Source organism: Duffyella gerundensis, from assembly GCF_001517405.1.
GTDB lineage: Bacteria > Pseudomonadota > Gammaproteobacteria > Enterobacterales > Enterobacteriaceae > Duffyella > Duffyella gerundensis.
In genome coordinates this window covers 3,257,162-3,273,756 of sequence record NZ_LN907827.1, presented here as the reverse complement: position 1 = coordinate 3,273,756, position 16,595 = coordinate 3,257,162, and the positions used below count along the sequence as shown (strand labels likewise).

Here is a 16,595-nt window from a genome sequence, read left to right as displayed (position 1 = left end):
GGTTCCGTCCTGAAATGAACATAAAACGCGTTACTTTTCTTATTCTGTCGCAAAAGGTAAGAAAAGGCTGGCAACTGTAACAAAAAACAGCGGCCTGAGACAGAATTAAACAGGACGGAATCGGAGTTTTACTCTGAGTCGTCCCAGGGGGAAAGGAGCTTTACACAGGCTGACACTATTTAAGACAGTTTGACCCTTTCACGCTGAATGTTTCAGCGATTTTCCGGCATTTTATCCAGCAGGATCACCGGATTTTCGGCAAACATGTAACGATCAACATTAAACTCGAAGTCGTCTGCAGTAGCGTTAAACAGCATCTGCTTGGTGTTTTCCAGGTGCTGCCACATCGCCAGTTTGCTGGCGGCGGGATCTTTACGCATCAGCGCTTTAAGTATCTGGTCGTGATCTCCGCACCAGCTCAGAATAGAGCGATCATCGATGTGCTCATGCAGTTTTAACCAGTAGGGATTATGCAGGCGATGCAGCCACATTTTTTCCACAATAGCGGCCAGCGCGGTATTTTGCGTCGAAAGGGCGATTTTGACATGAAACTGCATATCCCATTCGGAATCGCGAAAGTGGTCTTCTTTGCGCGCCTGCTCCTGAATATCAATCAGTTGCATAATATCCTGACGGGTAATCTGCGTAGCGGCAAATTCAGCCACGTTGCTTTCGATCAGCTGACGCGCCTGTAGCAATTCAAACGGACCAAAAGTGGCAAACTCTAACTGGCTGGAGGTGGTAATGCGGTTTTGCTGCTGCGTGGCAACCACGTGAATGCCGGAGCCTTTGCGCACTTCAACGTAGCCTTCCACTTCCAGCATAATAATTGCTTCACGGACAACGGTGCGGCTCACGGCCATTTCATCAGCGATCAGGCGCTCAGCAGGCAGCTTTTCACCAATTTGATAAACGCCGGTTTCGAGGCGGCGCTTAAGCTCAGCGGCGAGTTGCTGATAAAGACGTCTTGATTCGTTCAGTTCCATAGCACCGTTCCCGTAATGACCGTGACGGGAGTTGTTATACCACTTTGGGCAAAAGAGGGAAACGGGCCAGGCGTTCTGGCCCGTAAAAGATTAGCTTTGCAGCGGGGCAGCGTTGAGGGGCTTTTCTTCAGCGGTCAGTTCGGTCGCGGTTTTGTTTTGCAGTATGGTCCAGATCGCCACGGCACCCAGCAGATCAAACACCGCCAGCGCGGCAAACAGCGGGCTGAAGCCCAGCGTATCGGCGAGGGCACCCACCACCAGAGCGAACATCGTGCTGGCGGTCCATGCTGCCATCCCGGTCAGCCCATTGGCGGTAGCCACTTCATTACGGCCAAACACATCCGAAGAGAGGGTAATTAGCGAGCCTGACAGCGCCTGATGAGCAAAGCCGCCGACGCACAGCAGGCCGATTGCCACATAAGGACTGGTGAATAAGCCGATAGTGCCCGGAGCAATCATCAGTACCGCGCCCATAGTGACCACTAATTTACGTGAGACAATCAGGTTAACACCGAACCAGCGCTGAAACAGCGGTGGCAGATAACCGCCAACGATGCAGCCGAGATCGGCAAACAGCATCGGCATCCACGCAAACAGCGCAATCTCCTTCAGGTTAAAGCCGTAAACCTTGAACATAAACAGCGGGATCCATGCGTTAAAGGTGCCCCACGCGGGTTCAGCCAGAAAACGCGGCAGGGCGATGCCCCAAAACTGGCGATTACGAAGAATCTGCCGGGCGGACATCTTTTTAGCATTGCCGAGCTGATGGTGCGCTTCCTGACCAGCCAGAATGTAATCACGTTCATCATTGCTAAGATGCGGCTGCTTTTTCGGATGCTTGTAAAAAATTAGCCAGCAGATGGCCCAGATCATGCTCAACACGCCGGTGATGATAAACGCCATCTCCCAGCTGTGCGCAACAATGGCCCAGACCACCAGCGGCGGCGCCAGCATCGCGCCAATTGATGAGCCGACGTTAAAGTAGCCCACGGCAATCGAGCGTTCTTTTGCCGGAAACCATTCGCTGCTGGCCTTCAGCCCCGCCGGAATCATGGCCGCTTCGGCCGCGCCCACCGCGCCGCGTGCCAGTGCAAGCCCGCCCCAGCTGCCCGCCAGCGCCGTCGCCGCACAGAAGAGTGCCCAGGCGATAGCAAATACCGCATAGCCAATCTTGGTGCCGAGAATATCCAGCACATAGCCTGCCACCGGCTGCATCACGGTATAACAGGCTGAATAGGCGGCAACGATATAGGAATATTGTTGAGTAGTTATGTGCAGCTGGGATTCCAGCGTGGGCGCCGCCACGGCAATCGCGTTGCGGGTCAGATAGCCGAGAATCGTGCCGATGGTGACCAGCCCAATCATGTACCAGCGAAGCCCTTTGATCTTACGCATCTTTTAACCTCTTCCAGTTTGTCATAGTGCGGCTAGCCGCGCTGTTGGTGGCGTGAATCCGCTTCTGGTAACCATCAGCAAACGCCCGTGCTCCCTGTTTCTTGTTGTTATGGCCAACCCATCGGGGCGGCGCAAAGACATTAACTTGTCATACAAATTTAAAAGTTGAAGACCATCACAAAAGCCACTGCTTTTGTATGGAAAGGTAAAGTTCGGTCATGAACCGCCTGTGGAGCGGCTCGGCGGCCCGTTTTGCAATTTATCGCGGTGAATTTAAGATCATTAATGTGAAGAGACTCGCAAAAGTAACGCTGCAGCGCGGGCAATTGGTATGATAACTTTTGTGGATATTGACGAAGTGAGCCATCACAGAGGACGCAGCGATATGTCACGTTTTATGAGCGAAGATTTCTTACTGGATAGCGAGTATGCCCGGCGGCTTTATCACGACTACGCCGCCGATCAGCCGATCTTCGATTACCACTGCCATCTGCCGCCACAGCAGATCGCCGAAAATTACCGCTTCAACAACCTGTACGACATCTGGCTGAAAGGCGATCACTACAAATGGCGAGCGATGCGCGCCAACGGCGTGGCAGAAGCCTACTGCACCGGCAACGCCAGCGATCGCGAGAAATTTGATGCCTGGGCGCGCACCGTGCCGCATACCATCGGTAACCCGCTTTATCACTGGACGCACCTTGAACTGCGCCGGCCGTTTGGCATTACCGGTAAGCTGCTGTCGGAAAAAACCGCGGATGCGATCTGGGATGAGTGTAATGCGTTGCTGGCGCAGGATAACTTCACCGCGCGCGGCATCATGCAGCAGATGAAGGTGAAAATGGTCGGTACCACTGACGATCCCATCGACGATTTGCAGCACCATCACGCGCTGGCGCAGGATAAAACCTTCGACGTCAAAGTGCTGCCGAGCTGGCGCCCCGATAAAGCCTTCAATATCGAAGCAGAAACCTTTGTCAGTTACATCGGCAAGCTGGCAGAAACCGCGGATGTGGCCATTCAGCGGTTTGACGATCTGCGCCGCGCGTTGAGCGTGCGTCTTGACCATTTTGCCGCCCATGGCTGTAAGGTCTCCGATCACGCGTTAGACGTCGTGCTGTTTGCCGAAGCCGATGACGCGCAGCTGGATGCCATTCTCGCCCGTCGCCTGAACGGCTCGGTGCCGGAGGCGCATGAAATTGCCCAGTTTAAAACGGCGGTACTGGTCTGGCTGGGCAGCGAATATGCGCGCCGCGGCTGGGTGCAGCAGTATCACATCGGCGCGCTGCGTAACACCAACCAGCGGCAGTTTGGCCTGTTAGGCCCCGACGTGGGCTTTGACTCCATCAACGATCGCCCGCTGGCGGAGCCGCTGTCGCGCCTGCTGGATGCGCAAAACCGCCAGAACGCGCTGCCGAAAACCATTCTTTACTGCCTGAACCCGCGCGATAACGAAGTGCTGGCCACCATGGCCGGTAACTTTCAGGGCGAAGGCGAGCCGGGAAAAATGCAGTTTGGTTCCGCCTGGTGGTTCAACGATCAGCTCGATGGCATGGAGCGGCAGATGACGCAGCTGGCGCAGATTGGCCTGCTCAGCCGCTTTGTTGGCATGCTCACCGACAGCCGCAGTTTTCTCTCCTATACGCGACACGAATATTTCCGTCGTCTGCTCTGCCAAATGATTGGACGCTGGGTGGAACGCGGCGAGGCGCCGGACGATATCGCGCTGTTGGGCAGCATGGTGCAGAACATCTGCTTCAATAATGCCCGCGATTATTTTGGCATTGAGCTCGGAGAGTAAAAATGAACAGGCTGAATCGTAACGATTTTCCGGGCCGCCAGCACAGGGATCGCATTATCCAGTTCGGTGAGGGCAATTTTTTGCGCGCCTTTATCGACTGGCAGATCGACGTGCTCAATGAGCAGCACGATCTGGATGCGGGCATTGTGGTGGTCAGGCCGCGCAACCGGGCGGGCGAACGTACGCTGAATGAGCAGGATGGCCTGTATACCACGCTGATCCGCGGCCTTGATGAGCGCGGTGAGGTGGTGAATACCTCGCGCCTGATTCGCTCGGTGAAGCGGGAGATTCAGCCGTTCACGCAGTACGCGGCCTTTATCGCGCTGGCGCAGGATCCCAATATGCGTTTTGTGTTCTCCAACACCACGGAAGCAGGCATCGCCTTTGCTGAGCAGGATACGCTTGATGACCGTCCCGCCAGCAGCTTTCCTGGCAAGCTGACGCAGCTGCTGTGGGCGCGTTTCCAGCATTTTGCTGGCGATGCTGCTCGCGGCTGGATCGTTTTGCCCTGTGAACTGATTGACGACAATGGCACCACGCTACGTGAGCTGGTGCTGCGTTACGCAACGCAATGGCAATTGCCAGAGGCGTTCAGCGCGTGGGTCAGGGAGCACAATATTTTCTGCAACACGCTGGTGGATCGCATCGTCACCGGTTATCCGCAGGATGCTGCAACGCTCGAACAGCAGCTGGGCTATCAGGATCGCTATCTGGTGGCGGGTGAAGTCTATTACCAGTTTGTGATTCAGGGCCCGCAGCAGGTAGCGGACGAACTGAAGCTGGCGCATTTAGCGCCGTCCGTGCGGCTGGTCAGCGATATTAAACCGTGGAAAGAGCAGAAGGTGGCGATTCTCAATGGTGCCCACACCGCGTTGGTGCCGGTCGCCTTTCTGGCCGGGCTGGATCACGTTGGTGAAGCGATGGCGGATGCGGAGATAGCAGGTTTCGTCGATCGCACGTTACGTGAGGAGATTATTCCCACACTTAATCTGCCGGAAAACGAGCTGCACGCCTTTGCTGATGCGGTACAGCGACGCTTCCGTAACCCTTTTATTCAGCATGCGCTGCTCGCCATTGCGCTAAATGGCATGACCAAGTTCCGCACCCGTTTACTGCCGCAGTTGCTGGCCTCGCATCAGCAGCACGGCATCTGGCCCGTGCGCCTGACCTTTGCGCTGGCGGCGTTGATCGCTTTTTATCGTGGCCAGCGTAACAGCGAGCACTATCCGTTGCAGGACGATGAGATCTGGCTGACGCGCTTTGCTCAGTGGTGGCCGGAATATGGCGATGATTTACCGGCTCTGGTGGCGCAGGTGCTGAGCCAGTCGGCGCACTGGGGCAGCGATCTGTCACAGATGCCAGGCTTAACAGAAGCCGTTAGTGAGCACTTACAAGCTATTGTCACGCAGGGAATGCGTGCCGCCGTGGCGCAACTGAGGTAAACCCTATGCAACAAGTTATCCAAATTAGCCCGCGCGATAATGTCGCCGTTGCGCTCTGCGATCTCGATTCAGGCACAGCGCTTACGCTCGACGACCACACGCTGACCCTGCCGCAGGCGGTGGCGCGTGGGCATAAGTTTGCGCTCACGCCGATCGCCACCGATGCGCTGGTAATCAAATATGGCCTGCCGATTGCGCACGCAACGCAGCCGATTGCCGCCGGTGAAATCATTCATTCCAGCAATGCGCGCACCAACCTCAGCGATCTTGATGAGTATCAGTATCAGCCGGACTTCGTGACGCTGCCACCGCAGGCGGGGGATCGCGACGTGCAGCTCTATCGTCGCCAGAACGGTGAAGTCGGCATTCGCAACGAGCTGTGGATTTTACCCACCGTTGGCTGCGTGAACGGCATCGCCCGGCAAATCCTGCAGCGGTTTCTGAAAGAGACCCACGACGCCGAAGGCATTGATGGCGTTTATCTGTTCAGTCATCCGTTTGGCTGCTCTCAGCTCGGCCAGGATCATGAAAACACCCGTACCATGCTGCAAAATATGGTGCGACATCCGAATGCTGGCGCGGTGTTGGTGATTGGCCTGGGGTGCGAAAATAATCAGGTCGATGTGTTTCAACAAACGCTCGGCGAGTATGACAGCGAGCGCGTCAGCTTTATGATCTGCCAGCAGCAGGATGATGAAGTGGAAGCGGGGCTGGAACAGCTGCATCGCCTGTATGCGGCAATGCGTAATGACCGTCGCGAAGCGGGCAAGCTCAGCGAACTGAAGTTTGGCCTTGAGTGCGGCGGCTCCGATGGCCTCTCGGGTATTACGGCCAATCCACTGCTCGGTCGTTTCTCCGATCAGATGATCGCCAATGGCGGCACCACCGTGCTGACCGAAGTGCCGGAAATGTTTGGCGCCGAACGTATTCTGATGAGCCGCTGTCGCGATGAGGCGACCTTTGAAAAAACCGTGGCAATGATTAACGATTTCAAACGCTACTTCATTGCCCATGAGCAGCCTATCTATGAAAACCCGTCGCCGGGCAACAAAGCAGGCGGCATTACCACGCTGGAAGAGAAGTCGCTGGGCTGCACGCAGAAAGCGGGGCAGAGCCAGGTGGTGGACGTGCTGAAATATGGCGAGCGATTAAAACAGCACGGGCTGAATTTGCTCAGTGCGCCCGGTAATGATGCGGTGGCGACCAGCGCGCTGGCGGGCGCGGGCTGCCATATGGTGCTGTTCAGCACCGGTCGCGGCACGCCCTATGGCGGCTTTGTGCCGACAGTAAAAATTGCCACCAACTCACCGCTGGCGGAGAAAAAGCCGCACTGGATCGATTTTGATGCTGGTCGTTTGATTAACGGTCTGAGCATGGAGGCGATGCTGGAGGATTTTGTCGATACCATCGTGGCGATTGCCAATGGTGAACCGGCTAAAAACGAAATCAATGATTTCCGTGAGCTGGCAATTTTTAAAAGCGGCGTGACGCTGTAAAGCACGATGATAAAAAAAGGCGGCCATTGCTGGCCGCCTTTTTTATGCGCGTTCCGCGTCCGCCTGGCAGACGGCGGCGGTAAACAGAATATCCGTGGAGGAGTTTAACGCGGTTTCCGCGGAATCCTGCAGCACGCCAATCACAAAGCCCACTGCAACCACCTGCATCGCCACATCGTTGGGAATGCCAAACATGTTGCAGGCCACCGGGATCAGCAGCAGCGACCCCCCCGCCACGCCGGATGCACCGCAAGCGCACAGTGATGCCACCAGGCTCAGCAGAATCGCAGTTGGCACGTCGATAGCGATACCCAGCGTATTGACCGCCGCCAGCGTTAGCACGGTAATGGTGATTGACGCACCCGCCATGCTGATGGTCGCGCCCAGCGGAATCGACACCGAATAGGTATCCTCATCCAGGCCTAAGCGTTTCGCCAGCGCCATGTTCACCGGAATATTGGCGGCAGAACTGCGGGTAAAAAAGGCGGTGACGCCGCTTTCACGCAGGCAGGTAAACACCAGCGGATAAGGGTTACGGCGAATTTTGCTGAACACCAGCAGCGGGTTAATCACCAGCGCCATGAAAATCATGCAGCCGAGCAGCAGCGTCAGCAGGTGGGCATATTGCCATAGCGCGCCAAAACCTGATGAGGCGAGCACCGAGGCCACCAGACCAAAAATACCGATCGGCGCACAGCGAATCACACAGCGCACCAGCCAGGTGGCGGCATCGGAGGCGTCGTTCAGAAAGGCGCGGGTGCTGTCGCGGCTGTGGCGAAACGCCAGTCCCAGACCAATCGCCCAAACCAGAATACCGATGTAGTTAGCGTTCATCAGGGCGGTAATCGGGTTCGCTACCATGCTCATCAGCAGACCGCGCAGCACTTCGGTAATCCCTGAAGGCGGCGTAATGGTGCTTTTTTCCACCGACAGAATCAGCGTTTGCGGAATCAGATGGCTGAAGGTCACCGCAATCACCGCGGCGAAAAAGGTGCTGAGCAGATAGAGCATGATAATCGGCTTAATGTTGCTTTTCTGTCCCTGCTGATGGTTGGCAATCGATGAGATCACCAGCACTAATACCAGCAGCGGCGCCACCGCTTTCAGCGCGTTAACAAACAGTTCGCCCAGTAGGCCCACTGCCAGCGCCGCGTCACGCGACACGCCCGCCAGAATGATACCGGCGATCAGGCCAATAACGATTTGTTGAACCAGGCTCATTGTCATCAGGCGACGAGCCAGTCCGGATTCCTTTTTATTCATCACGATTACCGTTTTTGGGTTCCCCGTTTCAGCATTAACCGGCCAGAAACGTAGGAAGCTCAGTGCATTTGCGGGGGAAGTATAAGGAAATGCGATAGCAGGGAAAGGATAAATTCTGTCGGGCGGCGACGCGGCAATGCGGCAATCTTCTGCCTGAAAACGCCGTGACACTATATGACGGGGTAAAGCGCGGGCAAGGCAAAATAAAACAGGGGCGACGCGCGCCCCTTCAACAGATTATTTGGTTAACCCTTTACGGTCATTTTTACGGTTTACCCAGGCATTGATCAGCAATGTTACCGCCAGAATACCGCCTACCACGCCCAGCGAAACCGCTATCGGGATGTGATAGAACTCGACGATCAGCATCTTGATACCGATAAAAATCAGCACCAGCGCCAGGCCATACTTCAGCATTGAGAAGCGTTCTGCCACGTTAGCGAGCAGGAAGTACATGGCGCGCAGGCCGAGAATGGCGAACAGGTTCGAGGTCAGCACGATAAAGGGATCGGTGGTGACGGCGAAAATAGCGGGAATGCTGTCGACGGCAAAAATAACGTCGCTCAGTTCCACCATGATCAGTACCAGCAGCAGCGGGGTGGCAAACAGCACGCCGTTGCGACGGGTAAAGAATTTTTCACCTTCCAGCGTGTCAGTCATGCGCAGGTGGCTGCGCAGCCAGCGCACCACCGGTTTATCACCGACGGCAGAGGCATCTTCATTGTGCGCCATCGCCATTTTCACGCCGGTAAACAGCAGGAACGCGCCGAAGATGTAGAGGATCCAGCTGAACTGCGTAACCAGCCAGCTGCCCGCGAAGATCATGATGGTGCGCAGCACGATAGCGCCCAGCACGCCGTAAATCAGCACACGGCGCTGCAGATTGGCCGGCACGCTAAAGTAGCTGAACAGCATCAGCCAGACGAAGACGTTATCAACGGCAAGTGATTTTTCCAGCACGTAACCGGTAAGGAAGGCGAGGGTTTGCGTATTGGCGATTTCGCGACCAGCAGAGCCGTCGAGATACCACCAGAAAACCGCACTGAACAGCAGAGAAACGGAAACCCAAATCAGTGACCACACCGCTGCCTGTTTAAAGGTCATGGTCTGGGCACCGCGCCGTCCCTGCAAAAGAAGGTCAATCGCCAGCATGATGATGACGACGACAGCAAAACTGCCCCACAACAGGGGTGTGCCGACTGAGTTCATAATCTTATCCTGTATCAAATAAAAACGGCTGCTATCGAAAGACTGCAGCCGCTTAAATTTTTCAAGCAGACCTCGCCTTTCGGCAAGGTCTCACTCACAACCGAAATAGCACGCTATTCCTGTTGCCCAACGACCGGGTGCAGAGCACCGTAATGACGGCCCATTGGATGACAAGTTACTCCCCTTTGCTGCAGCGTAAGTTATGTCAGCGCTGCGCCTTTATCAATGGTCACCATTCATATTTAGAGATATTTACACAACCTTTGTCGCAATTGACGAATCGGCGGGAAAACAGACGCCGGTCTGCCGACGTATCTCGGTAAGCAGACGCGCGGTGGCCAGCGACAGAGCCAGCCCGTCATGTTCAACCTGCTGTGCCGCCACCAGCGTGGCAAAACGCTCTGCTTCATACAGCATGGTGTTGATATGCTGCGGTTTGCTGAAATCCTGACGCTGGCCTTCGCGGGGGTAAAACATCACGCTCTGGCACTCCGCCACTTTCTCAATGACCAGCGTACCCGCTTCGCCCTGAATTTCGCTGGCGAGGTGCGAGTTGCTGACTTTAGAGTGGCGCAGCGTCACCTCAAAGTCGCCGTACGTCATCACCACCGTGCCGTGCGCATCCACGCCGCTCGGCAGCAGCGACGCCTGCGCCTGCACCCGTTGCGGCTCGCCCCACAGGCTGATGGCGGTGGCGAGACAGTAATAGCCGATATCCATGATCGAGCCATTTGACCAGGCGGGATTAAAGGTATTGGGATTCTCGCCGTCCAGGTAGCGCTGATAACGTGATGAATACTGACAGTAATTCAGCAGTACCTTACGGATCTTACCCACCTTCGGCAGCGCATCGCGCAGCGCCAAAAAGTTAGGCAGGCTGGCGGTTTTAAAGGCCTCAAACAGCACCACCTGGTTCTGTCGGGCGGCAGCGATCATCGCTTCAGCTTCGCGGTCGTGTGAGGCGAGCGGCTTTTCGCAGATAACGTGTTTTTTGTGTTGCAGAAACAGCAATGCCTGCTCGCAGTGCAGGGCGTTGGGGCTGGCAATATAGACGGCATCAATGGCAGGCGATTGCGCCATCGCCTCCAGCGAGTCGAACAGCAACTCGACGTCGTAATCCGCGTTGAACGCCCTGGCCTGCTCCAGCTGGCGGGAATAAATCGCGCTCAGTTTCATACGGCCGCTCTCATGGGCGGCGTCAACGAACTGGCGGGTTATCCAGTTAGTACCGATAATGGCGAAACGAATCATAGCCGGGCAATCTTCCCTTTTGGTGAGTCGAACCGGCAGGGTAACACGCACAATGACCGGCGCAATGTGCAGCCGCGACGCGCATTTGATAGTGCGATCCGCATTCCAATATGATGACCCATCACGGACAGACGAAAGGATAAAAGGTGAGCAGTAATAAGCATGTTCTGAGCTGGGCGGCGGTGCTGGTGGCGATACCGGTTGGCTGTGCCGCCTCGCTGGTGACGCTGGCCTTTCGCGGCCTGATCGAATTAATCAATCAGCTGCTGTTTAACTCGGGCGATGAAATTACCCAGGCGATGCGGGTGTGGCCGTGGTACGTCTGGCCATTGATTGTGGGCGGTGGCGGCCTGATCGCCGGCTGGTTTCTGCGCTTTGCGGTGGACATTGAAAAGCGCGAAACGGTCAATACTGATTATCTTGAAGTGATCAACGCCCGGCTGGATGCAGTGCCGGGAAAAACCTCACTGTTTCGTGCGCTCTCGTCGATTGCCAGTATTGGCAGCGGCGCGTCGATCGGTAAAGAGGGGCCGATGGTGCAGCTCTCGGCGCTGTGCGGCAGTCTGCTGGGCCGCTGCATTTCCGCCTCGCTGGCGTTGCGTAACAGCGATGTGGTCGCGATGGCGGCGGCGGCGGGGCTGGCGTCGGTCTATCATGCGCCGCTCGCTTCGGCGATTTTTGTTGCTGAAATCGCCTTCGGTATCTCTGCGCTGCAGCGGCTGATACCGCTCATTATCGCTGCGGCGACCGCGGTGATGACCATGTGGTCGCTGGGCTTTCGCTCAGCGCTTTATCCGCTGGCCGAGGTCAATTTCACCATGGATCCCAGCTCGCTGACGCTGACCGTGCTGATCGCACTGCTGGCCGGACCGACAGGCTGGCTGTTGTTGGCGCTGATCGCCCGCTCGAAAAAGCTGTTCTCGCACATTCGCGCGCTGCCGCTGCGGCTGGGATTGGGTGGCGTGGCGGTGGGCATACTGGCGATTGCCACGACCGATATTCTCGGCAACGGCTATGAAATTATCGTGCAGTTGATGGCGGGGCACTATCTGCTGCCGGGTATCCTGCTTCTGCTGGTGCTGAAAATGGCTGCTACCGCGTTGTCGGTAGGGTCCAACGCCGTGGGCGGTTTGTTCACGCCGTCGCTGCTGATTGGCGCACTGCTCGGCGTGGCGCTGGCCACCGTTGCCAGACAACTGGGGCTGCCGATAGAGAATCCATTAATTTATGCGGCGATTGGCATGGCCGCGGTGCTGGCGGCGGTTAGCCAGGCACCGCTGATGGCGATGTTGATGGTGCTGGAAATGACGCTCAACAGCAGCCTGCTTTTTCCGGTAATGATCGCCACCGTGCTGGCGACCATGGTGGTTTATCAGCTGCATGCCGCCAGCACCTATCCGGTGGTAGGCCGCCATCTCAACCGCGCCGATGCCAAATTCGATTTTGATAACAGCGTTATTTCACAGCTGATTATTCCCGGTGCCGCGCTACAGCCCCATGAATCGGTGGGTCAGGCTTTAGCGGTCAGCTCACTGAAACGCGAACGTTTTGTTTACGTGATCAACGATCGCCAGCAGTTTCTTGGCGTGGTATCGATTCACGATATTTCGCGAAAAATTCTCGATCAGGAGATTACGCTGGAGTCGCCGGTGCTGACGGTAATGGACGATAATTTTCCCTGCGTCTATCAGAATCAGAGCGTGCGTGAAGGCTGGGAGGCGTTTGCCCGCGTCACGCTGGAGCGTCTGCCGGTGCTGAGTAATCCGCAGGATCGTCTGTTTCTGGGCGCGCTCACAAAGACCAGCCTGATTCAGAAAGCCAAAGAGTTTCTTTAACCCTCGCGCCCTTCGAGATGCTGTTGCGTCAGCCACAGGCGGGTATCGAACTCAAACTGGTGGTAGTTCGGCTCCATGTGGCAGCAGAGCTGGTAAAACGCTTTGTTGTGATCTTTTTCGCGCAGGTGTGCCAGCTCATGCACCACGATCATGCGCAAAAAGGGTTCCGGTGCCTGGCGAAACAGCGTCGCTACGCGGATCTCCGCCTTGGCCTTCATCTTGCCGCCCTGCACGCGTGAAATCGCGGTATGCAGGCCGAGCGCATGTTTCATGACGCGGATTTTGCTGTCATACAGCACCTTGCTCAGCGGCTGCGCATTCCGCAGGTAACGCTGACGGATATCCTGGGTGAAGTCATACAGCGCTTTATCGCTGTTAATCGTATGCCCGTCGGGATAGCGCTGTTGCAGCACTCGGGCCAGCTGCCGTTTGTCGATCAGCTGTTGCACCTGCTGCAACACCGATTCGGGATAGCCCTGAAGATAGATAAGTGATGACATAGTCGGTCCTGAATACATCCGGTCGTGCGCTTTACTGCCACCCGGCCGGATTTGGGTATATACTGCGCCCCCGCTTTCAGGGCGAAAAACGCGCAAAGAGTACCACGCCGGAGAATCAATGAGCCAATTAGAACTGGGCGACCGCACGCTGACGCTGCATCGCTTTCCACAAGTAAACGAAGAGAACCCGCTGCAAGCCTGGGATGCCGCTGATGAATACCTGCTCCAGCAGGCGTTGCCGGAAGGGCCGGTGATCGTATTCAATGACACCTTCGGCACGCTGGCCGCGGCGTTGAATCCGCGTGAAGTGGTCAGCGTAAGCGACTCATGGCTCAGCCAGCAGGCGACCAGGCAAAACCTGCGTCTGAACGGTCTCGATGACAGCGCGGTCACTTTTCTCGACAGCATGTCGCCGCTGCCAGCCAATCCGGCCTGCGTGCTGATTAAAATCCCGAAAACCGTGGCGCTGCTGGAGCACCAACTGCGCGCGCTGCGTGAAGTGGTCTCTGCCGATACGCTGATCATCGCTGCTGCCCGCGCCAAAGAGATTCACACCTCTACGCTGCAGCTGTTCGAGCGTATGTTGGGCGAAACCAAAACCTCACTGGCGTGGAAAAAAGCCCGTCTGGTGTTCTGCCGCTTCACCGCGCCTGCGGTCGGCAAGCCGGTGCCGACCCGCGTTTGGCCGCTGGAAGGTACCGATTATCAGATCCACAATCACGCGAATGTCTTTTCCCGCAACGGACTCGATATCGGCGCACGGCTGTTTATGCAGCATCTGCCTGATCACATTGACGGTGAAATTGCTGACCTTGGCTGCGGTAACGGCATCATTGGCCTGATGGCGCTGGAGAAGAATCCGCTGGCGGATGTGCATTTTGTCGATGAATCCTGGATGGCAGTGGCATCAAGCCAGCTGAACGTTGAGGTAAATCGCCCGCAGGATCTGGCGCGCTCCCACTTCAGCGTTAACAATGGCTTAAGCGGCTTCCCTGCTGACCGGCTGCACGCGGTGCTGTGTAATCCGCCATTCCATCAGCAGCATGCGTTAACCGATGAGATCGCCTGGCAGATGTTCCATGATGCCCGCCGCTGCCTGCAGTATGGCGGCGAGCTGCGCATCGTGGGCAATCGCCATCTTGATTACCATCGCAAGCTGAAAAAGATTTTCGGCAACTGCACGCTGGTGGCCTCCAGCGCCAAGTTTGTGGTACTGCGTGCGGTAAAACTGCGCTGATCCTCAGATAACCAGCGCCAGTTTGGTTGCCTGGGCGATAGCACGTCGGGCATCCAGCTCCAGCGCCACGTCGGCGCCGCCAATCAGATGCAGCGGTTTGCCGAGTGCGGTCAGCGCAGCGGCAAGCTGACGATTTGGCTCCTGACCGGCGCAGATAATCACATTATCCACCGCCAGCGTCAGCGGCTCGCCATCACGTAAGATGTGCAGGCCGTTGTCGTCAATCCGCTGATACTGCACGTTCCCCCACATGTTGACCCCGCGCGCTAACAGACTGCTGCGATGGATCCAGCCGGTGGTCTTGCCGAGGCTGGCGCCGGGCTTACCCGGTTTGCGCTGAAGCAGCCAGATGTCACGCGGGCTCTTCTCCGGCTGTGGCACCACCACGCCGCCTGGCTGCTGCAGGGTGCGATCGATACCCCATTCCTGACAAAAAGCCCCGATAGCGTCACCAGGCGCGGGCGGCTGGCTTAAGTACATGGCGCTGTCGAAACCGATGCCACCGGCACCAATAATGGCGACGCGGCGACCCACCGGATGCTTATCACGCAATACCTGCAAATAACTCAGCACCGAAGGGTGATCGATACCGTCAATTTCAGGCTGGCGCGGCGTAATGCCGGTGGCCAGAATCACCTCATCAAACGCCGTGAGCGCCGCCGCATCGACCCTGCGTCCCAGCTGCCGCGTCACGCCCGCCAGTTTTAACTGACGATCAAAATAGCGCAGCGTTTCAGCAAACTCGCTTTTACCCGGAATCTGTTGGGCGATAGCGAATTGCCCGCCGATGGCTATTGCCGCGTCGAATAAGGTTACCCGATGCCCGCGCTGTGCGGCATTGAGGGCAAATGCCATGCCTGCCGGCCCGGCACCCACCACCGCGAGCCGCTTGATATGCGGTGCCGCCGCAATGGGCATCAGCGTTTCATGGCAGGCGCGTGGATTGACCAGGCAGGAGGTAATCTGCCCGGCAAAGATCTGATCGAGGCACGCCTGATTGCAGCCGATGCAGCTGTTAATTTCATCTTCCCGCTGCGTGGCCGCTTTGCGCACCCATTCAGCGTCCGCCAGGAATGGTCGCGCCATGGAGATCATATCGGCACAGCCTTCATCCAGTAATTGCTGCGCGGTGGCGGGATGATTAATGCGGTTGGTGGTGATCAGCGGCAGCGAGACATGTTGGCGTAATTGTTGCGTTACCCAGCCAAATGCGCCACGCGGAACGGCGGTGGCAATGGTAGGAATGCGCGCTTCATGCCAGCCGATACCGCTATTGATCAGCGTGGCCCCCGCCTGTTCAATCGCTTTTGCCAGCATAATGGTTTCATCAAAGGTATTGCCGCCTTCCACCAGATCAAGCATCGACAGGCGGTAAATAATAATAAAATCGCGGCCCACCGCCGCCCGTACCGCCTTAACGATGGCGATGGCAAAACGCTGACGATTTTCGCTGCTGCCACCCCAGTTGTCCTGCCGCTGATTGGTGCGTGAGGCGAGGAACTGGTTAATCAGATAGCCTTCTGATCCCATGATCTCAACGCCGTCATAGCCTGCGGCCTGCGCCAGTTGCGCACAGCGTGCAAAATCAGCGATGGTGCGCAGGATCTGCTGCTCATCCATCGCCTGCGGCATAAAAGGGTTAATCGGCGCCTGAAGCGCTGAGGGCGCGACCAGATCGCGTTGATAGCTGTATCGGCCGGCATGAAGGATTTGCAGCGCAATTTTGCCGCCAGCCTCATGCACTGCATCGGTCACTATCCGATGTTGCGGACACTGTTCTGGTCGATCCAGTACCGCGCCGCCCCTGGCAACCACGCCTTGCGCATTGGGAGCGATACCGCCGGTAACAATCAACGCTACGTCAGCTCGGGCGCGTTCAGCATAGAAGGCGGCCAGCCGCTCGGTGCCGCCAGGATGTTCTTCCAGGCCGGTGTGCATCGATCCCATCAGCACGCGATTTTTTAAACGAGTAAAACCCAAATCCAGCGGGGCAAAGAGTGAAGGTGTTGGCAGCGGCGTCATCGCAGTATCTTCGATAGTGGTCGGATGAGTTGACTGTAGCGAGTGTCATCGTGAAGTGAAAATGTTTGCCGACAGGCTGTGAAGGGCATCATAAAAAAAGCAAAGTTTACAGGCGGCACACGAGGTGGGGGGTACCTCGCGCAGTAACGGAAAGTGAC

General features: G+C 56.7%; 12 protein-coding genes. 5 read left to right on the top strand and 7 right to left on the bottom strand.

Translation table 11 applies throughout. The annotated features are described in order from the left end of the window. Positions 1-212: 212 nt before the first annotated feature. The gene (gene exuR / locus EM595_RS14995) at positions 213-986 is read right to left on the bottom strand and encodes a transcriptional regulator ExuR (RefSeq protein WP_067433818.1); all 774 of its coding nucleotides are present in this window, start codon (positions 984-986) and stop codon (positions 213-215) included. Positions 987-1,076: 90 nt separating this feature from the next. Then, positions 1,077-2,381, bottom strand: a complete 1,305-nt coding sequence (locus EM595_RS14990) for an MFS transporter (RefSeq protein ID WP_067433815.1) — start codon at positions 2,379-2,381, stop codon at positions 1,077-1,079. Positions 2,382-2,766: 385 nt separating this feature from the next. Here EM595_RS14990 and uxaC point away from each other — a divergent pair, with 385 nt between their 5' ends. Genes uxaC through EM595_RS14975 form a run of 3 tightly spaced genes read left to right on the top strand, consistent with a single transcriptional unit; the run spans position 2,767 to position 7,120 of the window. Continuing rightward, on the top strand, positions 2,767-4,182 hold the full coding sequence (uxaC, locus tag EM595_RS14985; RefSeq protein ID WP_067435539.1) for a glucuronate isomerase: 1,416 nt from the start codon (positions 2,767-2,769) through the stop codon (positions 4,180-4,182). Between the two features lie 2 nt (positions 4,183-4,184). Continuing rightward, on the top strand, positions 4,185-5,624 hold the full coding sequence (locus EM595_RS14980) for a tagaturonate reductase (protein WP_067433812.1): 1,440 nt from the start codon (positions 4,185-4,187) through the stop codon (positions 5,622-5,624). Positions 5,625-5,629: 5 nt separating this feature from the next. Further along, complete coding sequence (locus tag EM595_RS14975) at positions 5,630-7,120, top strand: UxaA family hydrolase (protein WP_067433809.1); 1,491 nt, start codon at positions 5,630-5,632, stop codon at positions 7,118-7,120. A gap of 42 nt (positions 7,121-7,162) precedes the next feature. Here the strand turns inward: EM595_RS14975 and sstT are convergent, their stop codons facing one another. From sstT to EM595_RS14960, 3 genes are all read right to left on the bottom strand, one after another. Continuing rightward, positions 7,163-8,383 carry a serine/threonine transporter SstT gene (gene sstT / locus EM595_RS14970; RefSeq protein WP_067433806.1) on the bottom strand — a complete coding sequence of 407 codons (1,221 nt, stop codon included), beginning with the start codon at positions 8,381-8,383 and terminating at the stop codon, positions 7,163-7,165. A gap of 237 nt (positions 8,384-8,620) precedes the next feature. Then, entirely contained in the window at positions 8,621-9,592 is a 972-nt protein-coding gene (locus EM595_RS14965; protein WP_067433802.1) for a TerC family protein, read from the bottom strand. 252 nt (positions 9,593-9,844) lie between these two features. Further along, a complete protein-coding gene (locus EM595_RS14960; protein WP_067433800.1) occupies positions 9,845-10,843 on the bottom strand; it encodes a Gfo/Idh/MocA family protein in 999 nt (332 codons plus the stop codon). Positions 10,844-10,989: 146 nt separating this feature from the next. Between EM595_RS14960 and EM595_RS14955 the strand changes: the two genes are divergently transcribed. After that, positions 10,990-12,678 carry a chloride channel protein gene (locus EM595_RS14955; protein WP_067433798.1) on the top strand — a complete coding sequence of 563 codons (1,689 nt, stop codon included), beginning with the start codon at positions 10,990-10,992 and terminating at the stop codon, positions 12,676-12,678. On the opposite strand, the gene EM595_RS14950 is transcribed toward EM595_RS14955, so the two are convergent. Then, entirely contained in the window at positions 12,675-13,178 is a 504-nt protein-coding gene (locus EM595_RS14950) for a M48 metallopeptidase family protein (protein ID WP_067433795.1), read from the bottom strand. The two genes, EM595_RS14955 and EM595_RS14950, sit on opposite strands and share 4 nt — an antisense overlap. A 118-nt stretch (positions 13,179-13,296) precedes the next feature. Between EM595_RS14950 and rlmG the strand changes: the two genes are divergently transcribed. Next, positions 13,297-14,415 (top strand): 23S rRNA (guanine(1835)-N(2))-methyltransferase RlmG, encoded by a 1,119-nt coding sequence (gene rlmG / locus EM595_RS14945; protein ID WP_067433791.1) that lies wholly within the window; start codon positions 13,297-13,299, stop codon positions 14,413-14,415. Positions 14,416-14,418: 3 nt separating this feature from the next. Here rlmG and EM595_RS14940 read toward each other — a convergent pair whose 3' ends face one another. Next, positions 14,419-16,437, bottom strand: coding sequence for an oxidoreductase (locus EM595_RS14940; protein WP_067433788.1), 2,019 nt, complete (start codon positions 16,435-16,437; stop codon positions 14,419-14,421). Positions 16,438-16,595: the final 158 nt, after the last annotated feature.